This window comes from Streptomyces sp. NPDC023573 (assembly GCF_055559735.1).
In genome coordinates, this window is the sequence record NZ_JBVHKB010000008.1 from 334,617 (window position 1) to 354,277 (window position 19,661).

Below are 19,661 nucleotides of genomic sequence, written 5' to 3' on the forward strand. Positions count from 1 at the left end.
GGCGGGCGCGCCCCCTCGCAGGGAGGGGGCGCGCCCGCTTCCCGTTTCAGGGCCTGCGGGGCGGGCGCGGGAAGAAGCCGCTGGTGCGGGCCCGGTACTCCGCGTACCCCGGGCGTCCGGCCATGTGCCGCTCCAGCAGGGCCTTTCCGCTGCCTCTGGTCAGCAGGAAGCTCATGACGACGGGCGAGACGAGGGTCGCCGCGGCGACCGCCGGGTTCGAGCAGACGATGAGGAACAGCCCCCACCAGACGCAGAAGTCCCCGAAGTAGTTGGGGTGGCGGGTCCATGCCCACAGGCCCCGGTCCATGATCCGCCCCTTGTTGGCGGGATCGGCCTTGAACCGCGCCAGTTGGCTGTCCCCCACCGCCTCGAATCCGAGACCCACCGCCCACAGCGCGGTACCTGCCCAGGCCCACCCGTCGAGCGGTCCCGTGAGATGGCCGGCCGCCTGCACCGGCAGGGAGATCAGCCAGACGAGGGCTCCCTGGAGGAGGTACACCGTGCGCAGGGCGTACAGAGCGGGGTTGCCCGGCGCCTTGGCGAGCAGTGCCTCGTAGCGCGGGTCCTCGCCGTGGCCCCGGCCCCGCCGGCCGATGTGCACGGCCAGCCGCAGACCCCAGACGACGGTGAGCACGGCCACCAGGGCGCGGCGCCCGTCGTCGCCGTCACCGGACGGCATCGCGTACAGGACGAGGGCGACGACGGCGAAGGCGATTCCCCACGCCACGTCGACGATCCGGTGCACGCCCTTGCGCAGGGCGATCAGGAACGTCACGAGCATGACGGCGAGCGCGGCGCCCGCCGCCACCGGCAGCCCCCGGGCGAACTCCGCCCATCCGAAAGCGCTCACCGGGTGGCCACCCGGTCCGCTTCCGCCGGCGTGCCGGGAGCATCGCCGGGCCTCGCGTACCAGCCGTGACGGGTGGCCGCGGGACCGGCCGAGCCTGCCGCGTCGGGGCGCACCGAGAGGATCTGGTCGACGCCCATGCGCCCTTCCTCGAAGGCGAGTGCGCCGCCCACCAGGTAGAGGCGCCACACCCGGGCGGTCTCCTCACCGACCAGTGCCACGAACTCGGGCCAGCGCTCCTCCAGGGTGCGGTGCCAGGCCTCGACGGTCAGGACGTAGTGCTCACGCAGCGACTCGACGTCACGGACCTCGAGTCCGGCGCCCTCCAGCAGGGCCACGGTCTCGCCGAGCGGGCGCATGTGCATGTCGGGCGCGATGTACGCCTCGATGAACGCCCCGCCGCCGGGGGCCGTCGAGCCGCGGGACATCTGCTGCACCAGGGCACGCCCCTGGGGCCTGAGCACGGAGTGGAGCAGGGCGGTGAACGCCGGGTACCGGGCGTCGCCTACGTGCTCCCCCATCTCGATGGCGGACACCGCGTCGTACCCGCCCCGGAAGCCGGGCAGGCCGGTGACGTCGCGGTAGTCGCACCGGTGCACCTCGACGAGATCCTCCAGCCCGCGCGCCTCCACCTGCCCGCGTACGTACGCCGCTTGCTCGGCGGCGAGGGTGACGGCGGTGACCCGGACTCCGTGCCGGGCCGCCGCGTGGAGCGTCAGGGAGCCCCAGCCGCAGCCGATGTCGAGGAGTCGGGCGCCGGCCGTCAGCCCGAGCTTGCGGCAGATCAGCTCCAGCTTGTCGCGCTGCGCGTCGGCCGGCCCGTAACCGGGGGCGTCACTGGCCCAGTAGCCGCACGAGTAGGCCATGGTCTCGTCGAGCAGCAGGGAGTAGAAGGCATTGGACAGGTCGTAGTGGTGACTGATGGCGGCCCGGTCGCGGGCCTTGCTGTGCAGCGCGCCCCGGAGCCCCGCGCGGGCCGCGGGAGTCGGGGGGCGGGGCCCGATCGCGCCGAGGCGCAGGACCGTGCCGGCCGCCCGGAGGCGGTCCGCGGCGCGCGGACGCGGGAGCTGCGGGCCATGGGCCCCGGACGCGCGTCGCAGCGCGCGCAGCCCGTCCGCCAGGTCGTCGTCGATGTCGATGTCACCGGTGATGTAGGCCTCGGCGAGCCCGAGTTCGCCCGGCTGCCACAGGAGCCGGCGCAGCGCCCTGCGGGAGCGCACATGCACCGTGGGCGCGTCCTGGGGGCCGGTCTCGCTGCCGTCCCACATCCTGATCCTGACCGGCGGGGGGCCGCCCAGGAACTGCTCGATGACGGGCGCGATCCGCTGCGCCGCGCGCCCCTGGATGTCGGTCGTGCTGTTCACGCGGTGTCCTCTCGGGTCAGGAGAATCTGCTGCACGTCGAGATATCCGGACCGGAAGCCGGCCTCGGAGTAGGCGAGATAGAAGGTCCACATGCGGCGGAAGGTCGCGTCGAAGCCGAGCGCGTCGACCTGCGCGGCCTGCTCCGTGAAGCGTTCGCGCCACAGCCGCAGGGTCTCCGCGTAGTGGGCGCCGAAGCCGTCGCGCCGCACCGTCCGCAGGGAGGTGTGGCCGGCCGTGACCCGCTCCACCGCCTCGGTGGAGGGCAGCAGTCCGCCGGGGAAGATGTACTTCTGGATCCAGGTGTAGGTGCTGCGGCTGGCGAGCATCCGGTCGTCCGGCATCGTGATCGCCTGGAGCGCGATCCTCCCGCCGGGGGCCAGACAGCGGTCGAGGGTCCGGAAGTACTCCGGCCAGAACTCCTGACCGACCGCTTCGATCATCTCGACGCTGACGACCGCGTCGTACTCGCCGGTGACGTCCCGGTAGTCGCTGAGCCGTACGTCGACCCGGTCCTGGTGGCCGGCTTCCCTGATCCGGCCCCGGGCCAGCTCCTGCTGCTCCCGGGAGAGGGTGAGGGTGGTGACCCTGGCTCCCCGCGCGGCCGCCCGTACGGCGAGTTCGCCCCAGCCGGTGCCGATCTCCAGCAGCTCGGTGCCGTCGCGCACGCCGGCCAGGTCGAGCAGCCGGTCGATCTTGCGGTGCTGGGCGGCGGACAGCAGCTCCCGCTCGGCGGGGAACCCTCGGAACACGGCGGCGGAGTAGGTGAGTGTGTCGTCGAGGAAGAGGGCGAAGAGGTCGTTCGACAGGTCGTAGTGGTGACTGATGTTGTCGCGGGCGCCCTCAGGGGTGTTGGCCTGGGCCGCGGGCTGCCGAAGGGCCCACAGCCTCCGCAGCTTCTGCAGGGGCGCGGGCACGAGGCCGGCCGCGTTCCCCGCGAGGACCGTGAGGACGCCGACGAGGTCGGGAGAGTCCCACTCGCCCGCCATGTACGACTCGCCGAAGCCGATGAGGCCGCTCGCTCCGATCCGCCGGAAGAAGGCGTCGGGTTCGCGGATCTCCATGAGGGGCCCGCCGAGCCCGAGACTGCCGGTGCCGGCGAGCCGGGCGCGCAGCGGGAGCCGGCCGAGCGCGTGGCGTACGAGCCGCTCGGCCACCGCGGTCCTCGCCCGGGAGGCCCGGGGCAGGGAGGCCACGTCGGGCCAGCGCGCGGGACCGGCACCCCCGCCGGAGGCGGCGCGGGCGCCGGGGCCGGCCTGGGCCGGGATGCCGAAGCCGATGCCGGGCGGGGCGGGGGGACGGGGCGATACGGGGGAGGTGGGCACCTTCACTGCATGCCTTCCTGGGTGTGGTGACGGGGACGTGGCTGCACGGGGAGCCGGCGCAGGAAGAGCCGGACGCCGTGCAGCCGGATGGCGGCGGATACCACCGCGGTGGAGAAGGGGTGGCGCAGGAACAGCCGGACCAGCTGGGCGGTAGTGCCGGGACGCCTGGTGCCGCGTACGGTCGCGGTGAACGGGCGTGCGGCGGCGCGCTCCAGGTGGACCGTCAGGTTCAGCCGGAGGCCGGGTTCGGGGAGCCGCATCCGGTAGTCGCCGTCCACGGGGAAGAACGGCGACACGTAGAAGTCCTTGCCGGTCACCGCCCGTCCCGCCGCGTCCGTCCGCAGCAGGTAGCCGTGCCGCTCCCCGTAGGTGTTGTGCACCTCGGCGACGACGCAGAGCGGGGTGCCGTCGGGGCGGTGGCACCAGTAGACGGTCAGCGGGTTGAACACGTGGCCGAGGACGCGGGCCTGGGTGAGCATGGTGACGCTTCCGCCGGCGAGGTCGACGCCTCGGGACCGGAGGAACCGTTCGAGCCCGGCCCGGATCGTGGGGGCGGTGCCGCCGAAGTGGTCCCGGGCGTCGAAGCGGGCCAGCGGGCGGAGCACGGCGGGCAGCCGCGGCGGGCGGTCCGGGTCGATAAGCCAGAGATAGGTGCGGTGCCTCAGGGTGTATCTGCGGGGTGCGGTCCGTACGTGGGTGATGGTGCAGGGGTAGAGGGCGCTCACCAGGTCACGCCCAGCGCCTCGGCGGCCAGCACACCCGAACGGCAGCCGTCCTCGTGGAAGCCCCAGCCGTGGTAGGCCCCCGCGAAGGCGGTGACCGGCCCCGAGAGGCCCGGCAGCCGCCTCTGCGCCGCGACCGACTCCGGGGTGAAGACGGGGTGTTCGTAGACCATGCGGGCCCGGACGAGGTCCGGGTCGACCCGGTCGGCGCCGTTCAGCGTGACGACGAACCGCTCGGGGGCGTCCAGGCGCTGGAGCCGGTTCATGTCGTAGCTGACGGTGACCCGGTCGGCGTCGGCGGCGCAGGACGGCATCAGGTAGTTCCAGGACGCCGCGGCTCCCCGGCTGCGCGGCAGCGGTGCGGTGTCGGTGTGCAGCAGCGTGGGGTTTCGGGAGTAGCGGAAGGCCCCGAGGGTGCGCCGCTCCTCGTCGGTGGGGTCGGCGAGGAGCCGGAGCGCCTGGTCGGGGTGGGTGGCGACGACCACCGCGTCGTACTCCTCGGTGGCGCCGTCCTCGGTGACGATCTCCACCCCGCCGCCGCCGAGCCGCCGCACCGTGCGGACCGGGGTGGACGTACGCAGGGAGTGCACCTGCTCGGCGACGCGCTCGGCGTACGCCCGCGATCCGCCGGTGACGGTACGCCAGACCGGGGAGCCCCCGATCGTGAGCATCCCGTGGTGCTCCAGGAACCTGAAGAGGTAGCGGGCCGGGTAGCGCATCGCGGTCACCGGGTCGCAGGACCACACGGCCGAGACCATCGGCGTCAGGAAGTGCGCGCAGAAGTAGGCGGAGAACCGGCCGCGTGCCGCGAACTCGCCCAGCGTCATGACCCCCGTGCCCTCGGGCAGGGCGAGCAGCGCCCTGGCGGCCCGGTGGAAGCGAGGGACCTCGGCCAGCATCCGCAGGTAGGGGCCGCGGAGCAGTGACCCGGGCCGGGCGAACAGTCCTGCGGCACCGCGCGCGCCGGCGTACTCGAGCCCGCACCCTTCGCACCGTACGGACATGCTCATCTCCGACTCCTGCGTGGCCACTCCGAGTTCGTCGAAGAGCCGCAGGAGATGCGGGTAGGTCCGCCGGTTGTGCACGATGAACCCCGAGTCGACGCGGTGTGTCCGGCCGTCCGACGAGCTCAGGTCATGGGTGTGGGCGTGCCCGCCGACGCGCTCGTCCGCCTCCAGGAGCGTCACGTCGTGCGCCCTCCCCAGGACGTGCGCGGCGGTCAGCCCCGCCACCCCGCTGCCCACTACGGCTGTGCGCCGCCGCTCCCCTGCCATTCGGGTTCCCTCCGGTGTCGCATGCCTGGCTGGGGCGCTGCTTGAGCACCCCTCAGAGGTCATTCGGGGCAGCGGGCACCACGGATTGGCCGATGATCGGAATTACTTCGATCGGGTGAACGACCAATCCGCCGGGCGGTGCGCACCGAACCCCTGGTGTGAGAACAGACCGAGATGATTCGCAGAAGCAGGGGGCCTCAGGGTCCCGGCGGTCCCGCTGGGCACGCGCCGCGTTCGCCGCGCTCAGCGGTCTGATCGCCGGGCTCACCGCCCTGTGCGTCGCCGAACTCGTCGCCGCTGCCGTGCGACCCGAGGCGGGTCCGGTCACGGCCGTGGGCGGGGCGGTCATCGACCGCACTCCCCCGGCCGTCAAGGACTTCGCCGTACGGAACTTCGGCACCGACGACAAGCTGGTGCTGCAGCTCGGGATCCTCGTCCTCCTGGCGCTCTTCGCCATGGCGGTCGGGGTCCTCGCGCTGCGGCACCGGTGGACCGGCGCTGCGGCCGTCCTGGTCTTCGGCGTGGTCGGGGCGGTGTCCGCGGTCGGCCGGCCGGAGGGCCGACCGTCCGACGCACTGCCCTCGGTCGTGGGCGCGCTGGTGGCCGCAGGGGTGCTGTATCTCCTGGCCGGACGGCTGCGCGTCCCGGAAGCCGTGCCGTCTCCCGCGGCTGGGAAGACGGACGGCGGGACGCAGGGCGCCTTCGACCGCCGCGGATTCGTGATCGCGGCGACCGCCGCCGCGGCGGCCTCGGCCGGTGCGGGGCTCCTGGGCCGACGGCTCCAGGCGTCCCAGCTGGCCGGGGTCTCCGCCTCACGCGGCGACATCACCCTCCCGGCGCCCGCCTCGGCGGCGCCCCCGATACCCGCAGGAGCCGATCTCGGCATCCGGGGCCTGAGCTCCTTCACCACCCCGAACAAGGACTTCTACCGGGTGGACACCGCTCTGGTGGTCCCGCGGGTCGACGCCGACGCGTGGCGGCTGCGGATCCACGGCAAGGGGGTGGCGCGACCCGTCACCCTGAGCTTCCAGGACCTCCTGGGCCGCGAGCTCGTGGAGCGGGACATCACGCTGACCTGCGTCTCCAACCAGGTGGGCGGTCCCTATGTGGGCACGGCCCGGTGGATCGGCGTACGGCTGGCCGACCTGCTGCGCGAGGCCGGGGTGACGCCTCCGTCGAAGGGCGGGCCCGCGGACCAGATCGTGGCCCGCTCCGTGGACGGGATGACGATCGGGACTCCGGTCGAGGAGGTCATGGACGGCCGCGACGCACTGCTCGCGGTGGGCATGAACGGCGAACCACTGCCGTTCGACCACGGCTTCCCCGTCCGGATGGTCGTCCCCGGCCTCTACGGCTACGTCTCGGCGTGCAAGTGGATCCAGGACGTCGAGCTCACGACGTTCGACGCGTACGACGCCTACTGGGTCGAGCGCGAGTGGTCCCGCGAGGCACCCGTCAAGACCCAGTCCCGCATCGACACGCCGCGCCCCTTCGCCGCCCCCGGGGCAGGGACCGTACCGGTCGCCGGTGTCGCCTGGGCCCAGCACCGGGGCATCGCCCGGGTCGAGGTCCGGGTCGACGGCGGGGAGTGGCACACCGCGCGGCTGGCGGCGGAGGCCGGCCGTGACACCTGGCGCCAGTGGGTGTGGGAGTGGCCCGCCACGACCGGCCACCACACCCTCGAGGTCCGCGCGACGGACCGCACCGGCGCCACTCAGACCGACAAGCGGGTCGGCACCGTGCCCGACGGTGCGACCGGGTGGCACTCGGTGGTGGTCGATGTGACCTGACGACCGAACACGCCACCTCATCCCCCTCTTTGCAACGATCAACCGAGGAGAACACCATGAACAACCGTCACCTTCGCCGCATCGCCGTCACCGTCTCCGCCGTAGCCGTGCTGCCGCTCGCGCTGACCGCCTGCTCCAGCGACGACAGTTCCTCGTCCGGCTCCGACTCCGCTGCGGACAAGGCCTCGTCGAGCGCGCCGGCCAAGGAGACCAAGCCCATGGACGAGCCGTTCGGCCCGGGCTGTGCGACGGTTCCGAAGGAGGGCGCGGGCTCGTTCGACGGCATGGCGCAGGACCCGGTCGCCACGGCCGCGTCGAACAACCCGGCGCTGTCCACCCTGGTGACGGCGGTCAAGCAGGCCGGTCTCGTCGACACCCTGAACAGCGCCGAGAACATCACGGTGTTCGCCCCGACCAACGACGCCTTCGCCAAGATCCCGAAGGCGGACCTGGACAAGCTGCTCGCGGACAAGGCCGGGCTGACCAAGGTGCTCACCTCGCACGTGGTCGGCGAGAAGCTGACGCCGAAGCAGCTGGAGAAGGGCTCCTTCGACACCCTGGCGAAGACGAAGCTGACCACGTCGGGGTCGGAGATGTCCTACACGGTGAACGACTCCTCGAAGGTCGTCTGCGGCAACGTCCCGACGGCCAACGCGACGGTCTACATCGTGGACACCGTCCTGATGCCGGCCAGCTGAACCGACGGCCCGTCAGTGCGCTGACGGCGTGACAACGAGCCCCGAGCCCCGCGCCCTCCGCCCCCACCGGAGCGGCGCGGGCCGCGGGGCTCGCGTCGTCGGGGCCGTGGCGGGCTCGGCGGTGGGTGCACCCCGGGAGGTCCCGCTGCCGGGACACGGGTCCACCGGGACGGCGGACCTGGTGTCACTGGCGCGCGGCCTCGACGGAAGCGCAGGATTCGATCGCCGGGAAAACTACACATAAGGGACATATAAGAGCACACTGGGTCTGGAAGGCTGATGACCGCACCCCCTGACCGCGGTCGCCCCAGCAAGTGCGAAGGAGACCATCCTCATGAGTAACATCTCGCACACCGGAAGGGATGTTTCCGGGCAGACCAGGGACACTTCCGGCCACACCGGAAGGGACATCTCCGGACACCCCGACGCCGACGAAATGCGAGCGCGCCACGACCGGGTGATGGGCGGCGGCGCCCGTCGGACCACGGCCGGTGCGGACGCACCGGTGTTCCTGCTCGGCCTGTACTGCGCCGTCTCGCCGTGGGTGCTTCACTTCACCGCGAACCAGCCCTCCCTGGTGACGCACAACCTCGTCATCGGTATCGCGATAGCCGTGCTGGCACTCTGCTTCACCGCCATGCCGGAGCGGATGACCGGGATGAGCATCGCCATCGTCGCGCTGGGCGCCTGGCTCATCGTGTCGACCTGGGTCGTGGGCCAGAGCCCTGACATGGGGGTCGTCCTCAACAACGTGATCGTCGGTGGTCTGGCGATTGTGCTGGGGGCAGCCTGCGCGGGACTCTCGATGAAGAACAGGAAGAAGACCTGACGGGAGAACGCACACGAGTGGCCACAGGCGTGCACAGCCGCCCGTGGCCACTCGTCCGTCCGTTCGCTCCCGCCCGGCGGGGCTCCGCTCACCCCACCGAGCTGTACGCCACCACACCCCGCAACACCGCGTCGACGGCCTTGCGGGCGTTCTTCGCGACCGAACTGCCGTCCCGGGGTGCGGCGGCCGCGATCTGGCCGAGCACGTCGATGACCTGCTTGCACCACCGTACGAAGTCTCCGGCGGGCATCTCCGCCTCGCGGAGGACCTCGTCCAGCGTCCGCCCGGAGGCCCACATGTAGACCGACCAGGCGAAGCCGAGATCGGGTTCGCGCTGGCCGACCCCCTCCGTCTGGCTGATCTTGAAGTCCTCCTCCAGGGCGTCGAGACGGCCCCAGATGCGGATCATCTCGCCCATCGCGGCCTTCGCGGGCCCCGAGGGCAGCTTGGGCGCGACCGCGTCGTCCGCCTGGCGCGCCTCGTAGACGAGCGCCGAGACGCAGGCGGCGAGCTCGGCGGGGTTGAGTCCCTCCCAGACACCGTCCCTCAGGCATTCGCTGGCCAGCAGGTCGAGCTCTCCGTACAGCCGGGCCAGCCGTCGGCCGTTGTCGGTGACCTCGCTGCCCCGCAGATAGTCCAGCTCGGTCAGGAGCGCCACGATGCGGTCGAAGGTCCGGGCGATGGTGTTCGTCCGGCCCTCGATGCGGTGCTCCAGCTGGCGGGTGTCCCGCTGCAGCCGGTGATACCGCTCGGCCCAGCGCGCGTGGTCCTCACGCTCGTCGCACCCATGGCAGGGGTGCGCGCGCAGTTCCGTGCGCAGCCGGGCGATCTCGTGGTCGTCGGCAGCGGCGGCCCGCTGCTTGCGGTGCCGGCCCGGGTCGATGTGCCCCGCCTTGCTCCTCAGCGCGGACGCCAGGTCGCGGCGGGACTGCGGTGAGCGCGGATTGAACGACTTGGGCACCCGCATCCGCTCCAGCGCCTCGACCGGCACCGGGAAGTCGATGTGGGCCAGCCGCTTGACCTGCCGCTCGGCGGTCAGCACCAGGGGACGCGGCCCGTCGTGGTATTCGAGCCCGCGATGGCCGTTGGTCCGCCCGGCGGGCAGGCCCGGGTCGAGGACCAGGGCGAGTCCGGCGAACTTGCCGGTGGGGACGTGGATGACGTCACCGGGCTTCAGCTTCTCCAGGGACGACGCGGCGGCCGCCCGCCGCTGGACCGCGCCCTGTTTGGCGAGCTCCGTCTCGCGGTCCTTGAGGTCGCGGCGCAGCCGCGCGTACTCCTCGAAGTCCCCGAGGTGGCAGGTCATGCCCTCCTTGTAACCCGCGAGGCCCTCCTCGTTGCGCTGGACCTGCCGAGAGATCCCCACGACGGACCGGTCGGCCTGGAACTGCGCGAAGGAGGTCTCGAGCAGCTCACGCGAGCGGTGCCGCCCGAACTGCTGCACGAGGTTGACGGCCATGTTGTACGAGGGCCGGAAGCTGGAGCGCAGCGGATACGTACGCGTCCCCGCGAGTCCGGCGAGCGCGCCGGGGTCCATGCCCCGCTGCCAGAGGACGACCGCGTGGCCCTCCACGTCGATGCCACGGCGCCCGGCCCGCCCGGTCAGCTGGGTGTACTCGCCGGGCGTGATGTCGGCGTGCTGCTCGCCGTTCCACTTGACGAGCTTCTCCAGCACCACGGAACGCGCGGGCATGTTGATGCCGAGCGCGAGCGTCTCCGTGGCGAAGACCGCCTTGACCAGGCCACGGACGAACAGTTCCTCCACGACCTCCTTGAAGGTCGGCAGCATTCCGGCGTGGTGCGCCGCGATGCCACGCTCCAGGCCTTCGAGGAACTCGTAGTACCCGAGGACATGGAGGTCCTCGGGGGGAATGGAGGCCGTCCGCTCCTCCACGATCTCCCGCACCAGTCCGCGCTTGTTCTCGTCGTTCAGCCGGAGACCGGCCTGCAGGCACTGCTGGACGGCCGCCTGGCAGCCGGCCCGGCTGAAGATGAAGGTGATGGCGGGCAGCAGCCCCTCGGCGTCGAGCCGGTCGATGACCTCGGGCCTGGACGGGGTCCAGATCCGGCTGCGCTGACGCCGCTCGCGCTCGCGGTCCGCCTCACGCACCATCTTCCCGCGCCTGCGGTCGCGCGGGTTGTATCCGCGCTGGTTCTCCATGCGGGCGAGCCGGACGAGGTCGGGACTGACCTCGCGGCGGCCGGTTCCCCGGCCGCCGTGGTCGGTCTCCTCCTCGAAGAGGTCGTACATCCGGCGCCCGGCCATGACGTGCTGCCAGAGCGGGACGGGCCGGTGCTCGGAGACGATGACCTGGGTGTCACCGCGTACGGTGTCCAGCCAGTCGCCGAACTCCTCGGCGTTGGAGACGGTCGCCGACAGCGACACCAGGGTCACGGACTCAGGGAGGTGGATGATCACTTCCTCCCACACCGCGCCACGGAAACGGTCGGAGAGGTAGTGGACCTCGTCCATGACCACGTAACCGAGGCCGGTGAGGGCCTGGGAGCCCGCGTACAGCATGTTGCGCAGGACCTCGGTCGTCATGACGACCACGGGTGCGTCCGCGTTGACGCTGTTGTCACCGGTCAGCAGACCGACCTTGTCCGCGCCGTAGCGCCGGACGAGATCGGAGAACTTCTGGTTGGACAGCGCCTTGATGGGCGTGGTGTAGAAGCACTTGCGGCCCTGCTGCAGGGCCAGGTGCACGGCGAATTCACCGACGATCGTCTTGCCCGACCCGGTCGGGGCCGCGACCAGCACCCCCTTGCCGGCCTCCAGAGCCTGGCAGGCCTCGATCTGGAACGGGTCCAGTCCGAATTCGTACATCTCGCGGAAGGGCCCGAGGGCGGTGGCCTGCTCGGCCGCACGGACCCGGGACGCCTGGTATCGCTCAGCTGGTGAGAGGTCCTCTGTCATCTTGATACGAGCCTACCCGCCCCGTATGACAGTCAGCCCGATCTTTGTTTTCACGGTGCGAGGACCCGGACGGCGCCGGGCACGCACCTGGCGCTGAGCGGCAGCGCGCCCAGCGGCTCACCGTCCGCGTACGCCGTGACACCGCCCGCGGCCAGCTCTATCGAGGACACCCGGTGCACGGTGACCTTCGGGTGTCCGAGGTGCGTGCCCCGGTAGACCTTCGGGAAGACCTTGAGCAGGGTGGTCCGGCTGCAGTCACCCACCACGGTCACGTCGAAGAGCCCGTCGTCCATGACCGCGTCGGCACAGATCCGCATGCCCCCGCCGTACGTCGTCCCGTTGCCCACGGCGATCAGCGTCGCCTCGATCTCGGTCGCCGGTCCGCCGTCCATCCTGACGCGGTACGGGATCGGCCTGAAGGAGGCCAGCTCGGCCAGGATCGCCAGGTCGTACTTGAAGCGCCCGCCGACCCAGCGCATCCGGTTCCCCCGGTCGTTGACCCGCGAGTCGAAGCCCGAGGCCAGCACGGAGCCGAACCATCGCTCCCCCACCCGCCCCAGGTCGATCGCGCGCGCCGTCCCGGCCTTGAGGATCCCGGCGGCCAGCCGTCCGGCGGCGGCGGGGGCCCGGACCGGCAGCCCGAGGGCACGGGCGAAGTCGTTCCCGGTGCCCACGGCCACGGCGCCGAGCGGTGTCGAGGTGCCGGCGACGGCCTGCAGGGCGAGGGACATCATGCCGTCCCCGCCCACGGCTATCAGTGCCCCGGTCCCGTACGCCACCGCCTCGCGGGCCCGTCGCAGGGCGTCGTCGGCGTCCTCGCCGAGAACGGTCCGTACGGAGAAACCGGCGTCCCGCAGCGCGGAAGCGGCCGGCTGCGCGGCACGCGCGCCCCGGCCGCTCCCCGCGGTGGGATTGACGAAGAGGGTGATCTCGCTGGTCACCCGCGGGACCCTACAAGGTCAGGTGATGTCGTCGTAACCGTTGAGCCGGGTCGACCGACCGCCGTCCGCCTCGCCGCCCGCCTGCTCGGGCAGGGCAGGCCGGGTGGACACCGGTTCGACGGCGCCGACAGCCTGGGGGGTCAGGTCGAGGCTCGACGCCTCGTCGTCGTCCAGTTCGGCGTCGGGGTCGGCCCGCCGTCTGCGCTTGTCGTTGAGCAGCGAGAAGCCGACGGCGACGAAGTAGAGCACGGCGAGCGGACCGGCGAGCAGCAGCATCGAGACGGGCTCGCCGCCCGGCGTGGCGATGGCCGCGAACGCGGTCAGCCCGACGAGCATGGCCCGCCACCAGCTCAGCATCCGGGCACCGGTCAGCACACCGGTCATGTTGAGCAGGATGAGCAGCAGCGGCAGCTCGAAGGCCAGCCCGAATACGATCACCATGCGCGTGATCAGGTCCAGGAAGTCGTCCAGCGGAAGCAGGTTCTTCACGTTGTCGGGTGTGAAGCCCAGCATGATCTCGGCGGTCTGCGGCAGGATCGCGTACGCCAGGTAGGCTCCGCCGGCGAAGAGCGGGACCCCTGCCGCGGCGAAGGCGACCGAGTAACGCTTCTCCTGCTTGTGCAGGCCGGGGGCGACGAAGGCCCACAGCTGGTACAGCCACACCGGGGTGGCCACCAGCACACCCGCCATCAGGGACACCTTCAGCGCGATGGTGAACGGCGACAGCAGACCGTTGGTGGTCATCTCCGCGCAGGGGCGACCGTTGACCATGGTCACGGCGCCGTTCTTGCAGCCGACCGAGTCCAGGATCGGCTTCATCAGGAACTCGAAGATTTCCTTCTGGAAGAACGCTGCCACGATCACGGCGACGATGATCGCAAGGACCGACTTCAGCAGCCGGTTGCGCAGCTCACGCAGGTGATCGAGGAGGGGCATCCGCCCCTCGTCGTCCTTCTCCTGCTTGCGGGCAGACTTGAGCAACCCACTTCCCTCGTCTCGTGCGGCAGCTTCAGATGGTGCGGATCAGCTGTCAGCTCTGGGTGGTGGGCTTGGCCTCGCTGACCGGGCGGGAGCTGGTGACATCTCCCGGAGCGGCCTGGATCGTGCGCGCGGTGGCCGCGGGCGGGGTGGTGTCCGCGACGTTCTCCGTGGTGGGCGCCGCGGGCTCCGCGTCGTCCTTCTTCATGGCCTTGGCCTCGCTCTTGAGGATGCGGGCCGACTTGCCGAGCGAACGCGCCATGTCGGGAAGCTTCTTGGCACCGAAGAGCAGCAGGACGACAGCGATGATCAGAACGATCTCGAGGGGCTTCAGATTGCCGATCATGTGCGACTTCCTTCTCACTGAGGCGTCTGGAGGGTGGGCTCGCTACCCGTTCTCGACCGGACAGTTGTCCGACCTTCGCGCTGGCAGCGATCGTAACCCGCAGGGGTAAACGCGAGGCAATGCCTGTGCGTACTCCCGCTTGCGGCCCACACCTCCCTGCCTGGGCCGCTCCAGCAGCGTACCCCCCGAACCGGTGAATCAGGAGGCCGCGCACTGCTATCGCAGCGCCTCTCCCGTGTCGGCGAGGGTGGTGGCCGCTCGTTCGAGATCCTCGGCCGCTCGGTTGATCCGCCGCGTCGTCTCGGCGACCTGTCCGGCGAGCCGCTGCGCCTCGACGAAGACCTTGACGGCCAGGACGCCGAGCACGGCGAGGCCGGCGAATCCCAGAGCGATGGCGAGCATGGGCCAGAACATGGGCGATCCTCGGTGTTTCTCGTTACCGCAGGGCGGTGTGCAGGCGCAGTGTCCGTACCCCGCCGCCGCTGAGGAGTTCGATGATGCGCTCCCCGGCCGGCTTGCGGACCGCGGACCCGCAGGCAGGGCACGTGAAGGAGTAGAAGGTCGTACGGCGGCTGGCGCCTATGGCCAGCCTCAGTGACCCCGCACCGAGCTCGAACCGCTCGCGGCAGTCAGGGCAGGCCGCCCGGAAACGCACGGTGTCGGGCACCGTGACCGGAATCGGTCCGGTCTGTGTGCTCGATATCGCAGTCATATGGCTTTCGTCTCCTCGGGGCACCGCCGGCCGCCGCTCAGAGCGCGCCGTCGTAGGCGGCCAGTGCCTCACGCGCCGCCAGCCTGGCACTCTCGGCCAGCTCCGGGGGCGATGTGATGCGTCCCTCACCGCCCAGCCGCAGGGCGAGCCTGCGCAGGGAGGCCGGGTCGGGCGTACGGAGCGTGATCCGCAGACCGCCGTCGGGCAGTTCCTCCGCGCTGTCGTGGGGGTAGTACTCGGCGACCCACCGGCCGCCGGGGCCGACCTCGATCACCACCTCCGGATCCTCGGCGGCGGGCTGTACCAGCCCCTCGGAGAGATCGCGCAGCTCCAGCTCGGGCGGGGCGGACGGGGCGTCGAGGAGCCTGATCTCGGCGACCCGGTCGAGCCGGAACGTACGCCGCGCCTCGGAGAGGCGGCACCAGCCCTCCATATAGGTGTGGCCGACGGCGAACAGCCGGATCGGGTCCACCTCGCGCTCGGTCAGCTCGTCGCGCGCGGGTGAGTAGTAGCGCAGCCAGAGGCGGCGCCGCTCGGAGATCGCCCGGTCGACGTCGGCGAAGACACCGCCCTCGGACTCGAAGGTGACCGAGAGCCGCGAGCTGGCGGCCCCCACCTCGCCGGCCGCCGTCTCCAGCTTGGCGGTCGCCCGCACCAGCGCCTGCCGGTCGCTCTCCCGCAGACCGGGGAGCGTGGCGACGGCACGGGCGGCGACGAGCAGGGCCGTCGCCTCGTCGGCGGCCAGACGCAGCGGCTCCGCGACGTCGTCCGGGTTGTGCCACCAGATCCGGTCGCCGTCGGTGTCGATGTCCAGCAGGTCACCACCGCGGAAGCTGGTCCCGCACATGGGCAGCACATCGAGGTCGGAGATCAGCTCGTCCTCGGTGATCCCGAAGGCCCGGGCCACGTCCTGGACGTGGGCGCCGGGACGCTCGCGCAGGTATGTGACGAGGGAGAGCATCCGCCGGGTCTGGTCGATCGCGTTCGTGGCCACGAGTACGGGTCCCCCTCAGTCCTTGGCCACGGCACGCAGCCGGTCCATCACGTCGGCCCGCAGATCGGCGGGTTCGCTCACGATCACGTCGGGCCCGAACTCCACGAGCCAGGCGTCCAGCCCGTGCCCGTACGGGATCTCCAACTCGTCCCAGCCGTCGCCCAGTTCCCGTACGGATATGGCGCGGGAGCGCAGCGGGTAGCCGGAGCCTGTACGCAGCCTGATGCGGGCAGTCCTGGTCGCGGTCTCCCCCGCCCAGCTCTCCACCGTCTCCCGTACGGTGACGGCGTCGGGCACGGAGGCCGTGAAGGCCCCCGCGCGGGAGCGGACCCGGCCGGAGATCCGGGAGAGCCGGAAGACCCGCTCGGCACCCCGCTCGCGGTCCCAGCCGGCCAGATACCAGTGGCCGCGCCAGCACTCGAGCGTCCACGGCTCGACCTGGCGCTGCTCCGGGCGGGCGGCGTTGCCCTTGCGGTAGTCGAAGGTGACCGGGCGGCGGTCCCGGCAGGCGAGCATCAGCGGCTCGAACGCGGCCTCGTGGACCGGGATACGGGGTTCGAGGGCGCTGTGCACCTCGTAGGCGTCCTCGGCCTCCGGCATGCCGGCGGCCCGCAGCTTCTGCAGGGCGCCGCTGGCGGCGCCGGCGAGCCGGGCCTGCTGCCAGACCTTGGCGGCGAGGCCGAGGGCCGCGGCCTCCTCGGCGTCCAGGGTGATGGGGGGCAGACGGTTGCTGTCGCGGCGCGCGAGGTATCCGGTGTCGCCGTCCAGATTCTCCACGGTCTCGATGATCAGGCCGAGTTCACGCAGATCGTCCTTGTCGCGCTCGAACATCCGGTTGAAGGACTCGTCGGAGCCCGCCTCCAGGTAGGCCTCGATGGACCCGCGGAGCTCACGCTTGCTGAGCGGACGCCGGGTACCCAGCAGACACAGTGCCAGGTTCATCAGCCGTTCGGCCTTGGCAATCGCCATCGACGCCCTTTCTCGACGTGCTCTCCGACCGTCGACCGTACCGCCCCGGGGTGTCCGGGCCAAAGCGAGGGCCCGTGCCTTGCGGCACGGGCCCTGACTGCTGTAGACGGACGGATCAGACGCCGACGAGGTCGCAGACGAAGATCAGCGTCTCGCCGGGGGCGATCGCGCCGCCGCCCGCGCCACGGTCACCGTAGGCGAGGTGCGCGGGGATGGTCAGCTGACGGCGGCCGCCGACCTTCATGCCCTGGACACCCTTGTCCCAGCCGGCGATGACCTGGCCGGCACCGAGCTGGAACTGCAGCGGGGTGCCGCGGTTCCAGGAGGCGTCGAACTCCTCGCCGGTGGAGAAGGCCACACCGACGTAGTGCACGGAGACGGTCTGGCCCGCCTGGGCCACCGGTCCGTCGCCCTCCCAGATTTCCTTGATCTCCAGGTCGGCCGGCGGTTCGCCACCCGGGAAGTCGATCTCGGGCTTGTCGATGCTCACTGAACTGCTCCTCTTGACTCTGAACTGGGCAACCGGGACAGTCTTACATCTTTGTCAGGATGTCCACGGCGAAGACGAGAGTGGACTTCCCGGGGATGGACTGCTGCGCCTCGTCGCCGAAGCCCTGGTCCGGCGGAATGACGAGCAGCACACGGCTGCCGACCTTCTTGCCGACCAGACCGTTCTTGAGACCCTTGAGGGTGACCTGGGCGAGCGGGAAGGTCTGGGTCTTCCCGGTCTGGTAGGTGCTGTCGAAGGCCTTGCTGCCCTTCCAGATCAGACCCACGTAGTTCACGACGACGCTGTCGCTCTCCTTGATGACGTCGCCCTCGGACTCCAGCACGTACTTGGAGACCAGCTTCTTCGGCGGGTCGCTCTTGGGGATCGTGACGGTCGGCGCCTTGCCGTCGGTCTTGGTCCCGACCTTGGGCAGGTCGATGTTGTCCTGGGCCACCGCCGTGCCCTCGGCGGACTTCGGGATCTGCGTCGCCTTCACGATGTCGACGACGAAGACGAGGGTGGCGTTGGGCTTGATGTCGCCCTGGCCCTGCTCGCCGTAGCCGAGGCTCGGCGGGATGACCAGCTCGACGCGGCTTCCGACCTTCTGGCCGACGAGCCCCTTGTCCCAGCCCTGGATGACCATGCCCGCGCCGAGCGTCAGGTCGAAGGGCTGCTTGCGGTCGAAGCTGTTGTCGAACGGCTTGGTGGAGTCCCACGCCTGTCCGAGGTAGTTGACCTGGATCGCGTCGCCGTTCTTGAGCTTCGCACCGTCACCCTCACTGATGACGTCGGTCTTCAGGTCCTTGGGAGGATTCCCCTCGCCCTTCGCCAGGGTGGGCTTCTCGCCGAACTTCGCGCCCGCGGTGATCGCGGGAACGCCCTTCTCGGTCGAGGCGGAGTCGGAAGCCTTGTCGTCGCCGCATGCCGCCGTGGAGAGCAGCAGTAGGGGGACGACGAGAAGGCCGGCAAGTCGGCGCACTGGTTCCTCAGATCTCAGACGGCACGTGGTTATCGGTCCCCGACACTCTAGGCGGACGGAAGGGCCCCGTACGAGGAACGTACGGGGCCCGGTCGCATACGGGGCAGGACTCCCCGGTCGGGGTCACATGCCCGCGATCAGCTTCTCCACCCGGTCGTCGACGGAACGGAAGGGGTCCTTGCACAGCACGGTGCGCTGCGCCTGGTCGTTGAGCTTGAGGTGGACCCAGTCGACGGTGAAGTCCCGCCGCTGCTCCTGGGCCCGCCGGATGAAGTCGCCGCGCAGCCGTGCCCTGGTCGTCTGCGGGGGCACCGACTTGCCCTCGAAGATCTTCAGGTCGTTGCAGATGCGGGCGGCCTGGCCCTTGCGCTCCAGGAGGTAGTAGAGCCCGCGGCGCCGGTGGATGTCGTGGTAGGCGAGGTCTATCTGGGCGACCCGCGGATTCGACATGGTCATGTTGTGCTTGGCCCGGTACCGCTCGATGAGCTTGTACTTCATGACCCAGTCGATCTCGGTGCCGATCCGGTCGAGGTCCTCGGCCTCGATGGCGTCCAGCGTGCGGCCCCACAGCTCGAGGACCTGGTCGACGGTGCCGGTGCGGATGCCACGGCGTTCGACGAAGTCGACGGCCTTCTCGTAGTACTCGCGCTGGACCTCGATGGCGGATGCCTCCCGGCCGCTGGCCAGGCGCACCTTGCGCTGTCCCGTGATGTCGTGGCTGACCTCACGGATGGCCCGGATCGGGTTCTCCAGGGTCAGGTCACGCATCACGGTGCCCGCCTCGATCATGCGCAGCACGAGATCGGTGGCGCCGACCTTGAGCAGCATGGTCGTCTCGGACATGTTGGAGTCACCGACGATGACGTGGAGGCGGCGGTACCGCTCAGCGTCGGCGTGCGGCTCGTCCCGGGTGTTGATGATGGGACGGGAGCGCGTCGTCGCGGAGCTGACGCCCTCCCAGATGTGCTCGGCCCGCTGGCTCACGCAGTAGACGGCTCCGCGCGGGGTCTGCAGCACCTTGCCGGCACCGCAGATCAGCTGACGGGTGACGAGGAACGGAATGAGGATGTCCGCGAGCCGGGAGAATTCCCCGTGCCGGGCCACGAGGTAGTTCTCGTGACACCCGTAGGAGTTTCCGGCCGAGTCGGTGTTGTTCTTGAAGAGATAGACGTCGCCCGCGATTCCCTCCTCGTGCAGGCGGCGTTCGGCGTCGACGAGCAGGCCTTCGAGAATGCGCTCGCCCGCCTTGTCGTGCGTGACCAGTTCGGTCACGTTGTCGCATTCGGGTGTCGCGTATTCCGGATGCGATCCCACGTCGAGGTACAGGCGGGCGCCGTTCCGCAGGAAGACATTGCTGCTGCGGCCCCATGACACAACACGGCGGAAGAGGTAGCGCGCCACTTCGTCAGGTGACAGTCGGCGCTGTCCCCTGAACGTGCACGTGACGCCGTACTCGTTCTCCAGCCCGAAAATGCGGCGGTCCATGACT

19 protein-coding genes are annotated in these 19,661 nt (G+C 70.9%); 3 read left to right on the forward strand and 16 right to left on the reverse strand.

Going from position 1 to position 19,661, the window contains the following annotated elements:
• Window positions 1-46: 46 nt before the first annotated feature.
• Genes ACZ32T_RS26135 through ACZ32T_RS26155 form a run of 5 tightly spaced genes read right to left on the reverse strand, consistent with a single transcriptional unit; the run spans window position 47 to window position 5,529 of the window.
• The gene (locus tag ACZ32T_RS26135; RefSeq protein ID WP_467369309.1) at window positions 47-850 is read right to left on the reverse strand and encodes a DUF1295 domain-containing protein; all 804 of its coding nucleotides are present in this window, start codon (window positions 848-850) and stop codon (window positions 47-49) included.
• On the reverse strand, window positions 847-2,211 hold the full coding sequence (locus ACZ32T_RS26140) for a class I SAM-dependent methyltransferase (protein WP_467369311.1): 1,365 nt from the start codon (window positions 2,209-2,211) through the stop codon (window positions 847-849). The genes ACZ32T_RS26135 and ACZ32T_RS26140 overlap by 4 nt, the downstream gene beginning before the upstream one ends.
• Window positions 2,208-3,476 carry a class I SAM-dependent methyltransferase gene (locus ACZ32T_RS26145; protein WP_467369369.1) on the reverse strand — a complete coding sequence of 423 codons (1,269 nt, stop codon included), beginning with the start codon at window positions 3,474-3,476 and terminating at the stop codon, window positions 2,208-2,210. Before ACZ32T_RS26145 ends, ACZ32T_RS26140 begins: the two co-directional genes overlap by 4 nt.
• A 59-nt stretch (window positions 3,477-3,535) precedes the next feature.
• Window positions 3,536-4,261 carry a DUF1365 domain-containing protein gene (locus ACZ32T_RS26150; RefSeq protein ID WP_467369371.1) on the reverse strand — a complete coding sequence of 242 codons (726 nt, stop codon included), beginning with the start codon at window positions 4,259-4,261 and terminating at the stop codon, window positions 3,536-3,538.
• A complete protein-coding gene (locus tag ACZ32T_RS26155) occupies window positions 4,255-5,529 on the reverse strand; it encodes an NAD(P)/FAD-dependent oxidoreductase (protein WP_467369313.1) in 1,275 nt (424 codons plus the stop codon). Before ACZ32T_RS26155 ends, ACZ32T_RS26150 begins: the two co-directional genes overlap by 7 nt.
• Window positions 5,530-5,687: 158 nt before the next feature.
• Here ACZ32T_RS26155 and ACZ32T_RS26160 point away from each other — a divergent pair, with 158 nt between their 5' ends.
• The 3 genes from ACZ32T_RS26160 to ACZ32T_RS26170 all read left to right on the forward strand — a co-directional run bounded on the left by ACZ32T_RS26160 (window position 5,688) and on the right by ACZ32T_RS26170 (window position 8,846).
• Complete coding sequence (locus ACZ32T_RS26160) at window positions 5,688-7,319, forward strand: molybdopterin-dependent oxidoreductase (protein WP_467369314.1); 1,632 nt, start codon at window positions 5,688-5,690, stop codon at window positions 7,317-7,319.
• 56 nt (window positions 7,320-7,375) lie between these two features.
• On the forward strand, window positions 7,376-8,017 hold the full coding sequence (locus ACZ32T_RS26165; protein ID WP_467369316.1) for a fasciclin domain-containing protein: 642 nt from the start codon (window positions 7,376-7,378) through the stop codon (window positions 8,015-8,017).
• A 334-nt stretch (window positions 8,018-8,351) separates the two neighbouring features.
• Entirely contained in the window at window positions 8,352-8,846 is a 495-nt protein-coding gene (locus tag ACZ32T_RS26170; protein ID WP_467264537.1) for an SPW repeat protein, read from the forward strand.
• An 88-nt stretch (window positions 8,847-8,934) separates the two neighbouring features.
• On the opposite strand, the gene ACZ32T_RS26175 is transcribed toward ACZ32T_RS26170, so the two are convergent.
• The 11 genes from ACZ32T_RS26175 to pafA all read right to left on the reverse strand — a co-directional run bounded on the left by ACZ32T_RS26175 (window position 8,935) and on the right by pafA (window position 19,657).
• Window positions 8,935-11,763, reverse strand: coding sequence for a DEAD/DEAH box helicase (locus tag ACZ32T_RS26175; RefSeq protein ID WP_467264535.1), 2,829 nt, complete (start codon window positions 11,761-11,763; stop codon window positions 8,935-8,937).
• Between the two features lie 50 nt (window positions 11,764-11,813).
• Complete coding sequence (locus ACZ32T_RS26180) at window positions 11,814-12,704, reverse strand: diacylglycerol kinase (RefSeq protein WP_467369318.1); 891 nt, start codon at window positions 12,702-12,704, stop codon at window positions 11,814-11,816.
• An 18-nt stretch (window positions 12,705-12,722) separates the two neighbouring features.
• Entirely contained in the window at window positions 12,723-13,685 is a 963-nt protein-coding gene (gene tatC / locus ACZ32T_RS26185) for a twin-arginine translocase subunit TatC (RefSeq protein ID WP_467264532.1), read from the reverse strand.
• Window positions 13,686-13,734: 49 nt separating this feature from the next.
• Window positions 13,735-14,028, reverse strand: a complete 294-nt coding sequence (gene tatA / locus ACZ32T_RS26190) for a Sec-independent protein translocase subunit TatA (protein ID WP_356716962.1) — start codon at window positions 14,026-14,028, stop codon at window positions 13,735-13,737.
• A 216-nt stretch (window positions 14,029-14,244) separates the two neighbouring features.
• A complete protein-coding gene (locus ACZ32T_RS26195; RefSeq protein ID WP_145806520.1) occupies window positions 14,245-14,442 on the reverse strand; it encodes a hypothetical protein in 198 nt (65 codons plus the stop codon).
• A 22-nt stretch (window positions 14,443-14,464) separates the two neighbouring features.
• The gene (locus tag ACZ32T_RS26200) at window positions 14,465-14,740 is read right to left on the reverse strand and encodes a hypothetical protein (protein ID WP_467264530.1); all 276 of its coding nucleotides are present in this window, start codon (window positions 14,738-14,740) and stop codon (window positions 14,465-14,467) included.
• A gap of 37 nt (window positions 14,741-14,777) precedes the next feature.
• Window positions 14,778-15,734 carry a helix-turn-helix transcriptional regulator gene (locus ACZ32T_RS26205; protein WP_356716958.1) on the reverse strand — a complete coding sequence of 319 codons (957 nt, stop codon included), beginning with the start codon at window positions 15,732-15,734 and terminating at the stop codon, window positions 14,778-14,780.
• Window positions 15,735-15,749: 15 nt separating this feature from the next.
• The gene (locus ACZ32T_RS26210; protein WP_356716957.1) at window positions 15,750-16,703 is read right to left on the reverse strand and encodes a helix-turn-helix transcriptional regulator; all 954 of its coding nucleotides are present in this window, start codon (window positions 16,701-16,703) and stop codon (window positions 15,750-15,752) included.
• 115 nt (window positions 16,704-16,818) lie between these two features.
• Window positions 16,819-17,193, reverse strand: coding sequence for an FKBP-type peptidyl-prolyl cis-trans isomerase (locus ACZ32T_RS26215; protein WP_014157205.1), 375 nt, complete (start codon window positions 17,191-17,193; stop codon window positions 16,819-16,821).
• A 43-nt stretch (window positions 17,194-17,236) separates the two neighbouring features.
• The gene (locus ACZ32T_RS26220) at window positions 17,237-18,172 is read right to left on the reverse strand and encodes an FKBP-type peptidyl-prolyl cis-trans isomerase (RefSeq protein WP_467369320.1); all 936 of its coding nucleotides are present in this window, start codon (window positions 18,170-18,172) and stop codon (window positions 17,237-17,239) included.
• A 123-nt stretch (window positions 18,173-18,295) separates the two neighbouring features.
• The gene (pafA, locus tag ACZ32T_RS26225) at window positions 18,296-19,657 is read right to left on the reverse strand and encodes a Pup--protein ligase (protein ID WP_145806531.1); all 1,362 of its coding nucleotides are present in this window, start codon (window positions 19,655-19,657) and stop codon (window positions 18,296-18,298) included.
• Between the last annotated feature and the right edge of the window lie 4 nt (window positions 19,658-19,661).

What these genes read in the sequence shown, in the direction of transcription:
- ACZ32T_RS26155 (WP_467369313.1), bottom strand. Translation starts at nt 5,529, where the DNA reads ATGGCAGGGGAGCGGCGGCGCACAGCCGTAGTGGGCAGCGGGGTGGCG.
- ACZ32T_RS26165 (WP_467369316.1), top strand. Translation starts at nt 7,376, where the DNA reads ATGAACAACCGTCACCTTCGCCGCATCGCCGTCACCGTCTCCGCCGTA.
- ACZ32T_RS26170 (WP_467264537.1), top strand. Translation starts at nt 8,352, where the DNA reads ATGAGTAACATCTCGCACACCGGAAGGGATGTTTCCGGGCAGACCAGG.
- ACZ32T_RS26175 (WP_467264535.1), bottom strand. Translation starts at nt 11,763, where the DNA reads ATGACAGAGGACCTCTCACCAGCTGAGCGATACCAGGCGTCCCGGGTC.
- tatA (WP_356716962.1), bottom strand. Translation starts at nt 14,028, where the DNA reads ATGATCGGCAATCTGAAGCCCCTCGAGATCGTTCTGATCATCGCTGTC.
- ACZ32T_RS26195 (WP_145806520.1), bottom strand. Translation starts at nt 14,442, where the DNA reads ATGTTCTGGCCCATGCTCGCCATCGCTCTGGGATTCGCCGGCCTCGCC.
- ACZ32T_RS26200 (WP_467264530.1), bottom strand. Translation starts at nt 14,740, where the DNA reads ATGACTGCGATATCGAGCACACAGACCGGACCGATTCCGGTCACGGTG.
- ACZ32T_RS26210 (WP_356716957.1), bottom strand. Translation starts at nt 16,703, where the DNA reads ATGGCGATTGCCAAGGCCGAACGGCTGATGAACCTGGCACTGTGTCTG.
- pafA (WP_145806531.1), bottom strand. Translation starts at nt 19,657, where the DNA reads ATGGACCGCCGCATTTTCGGGCTGGAGAACGAGTACGGCGTCACGTGC.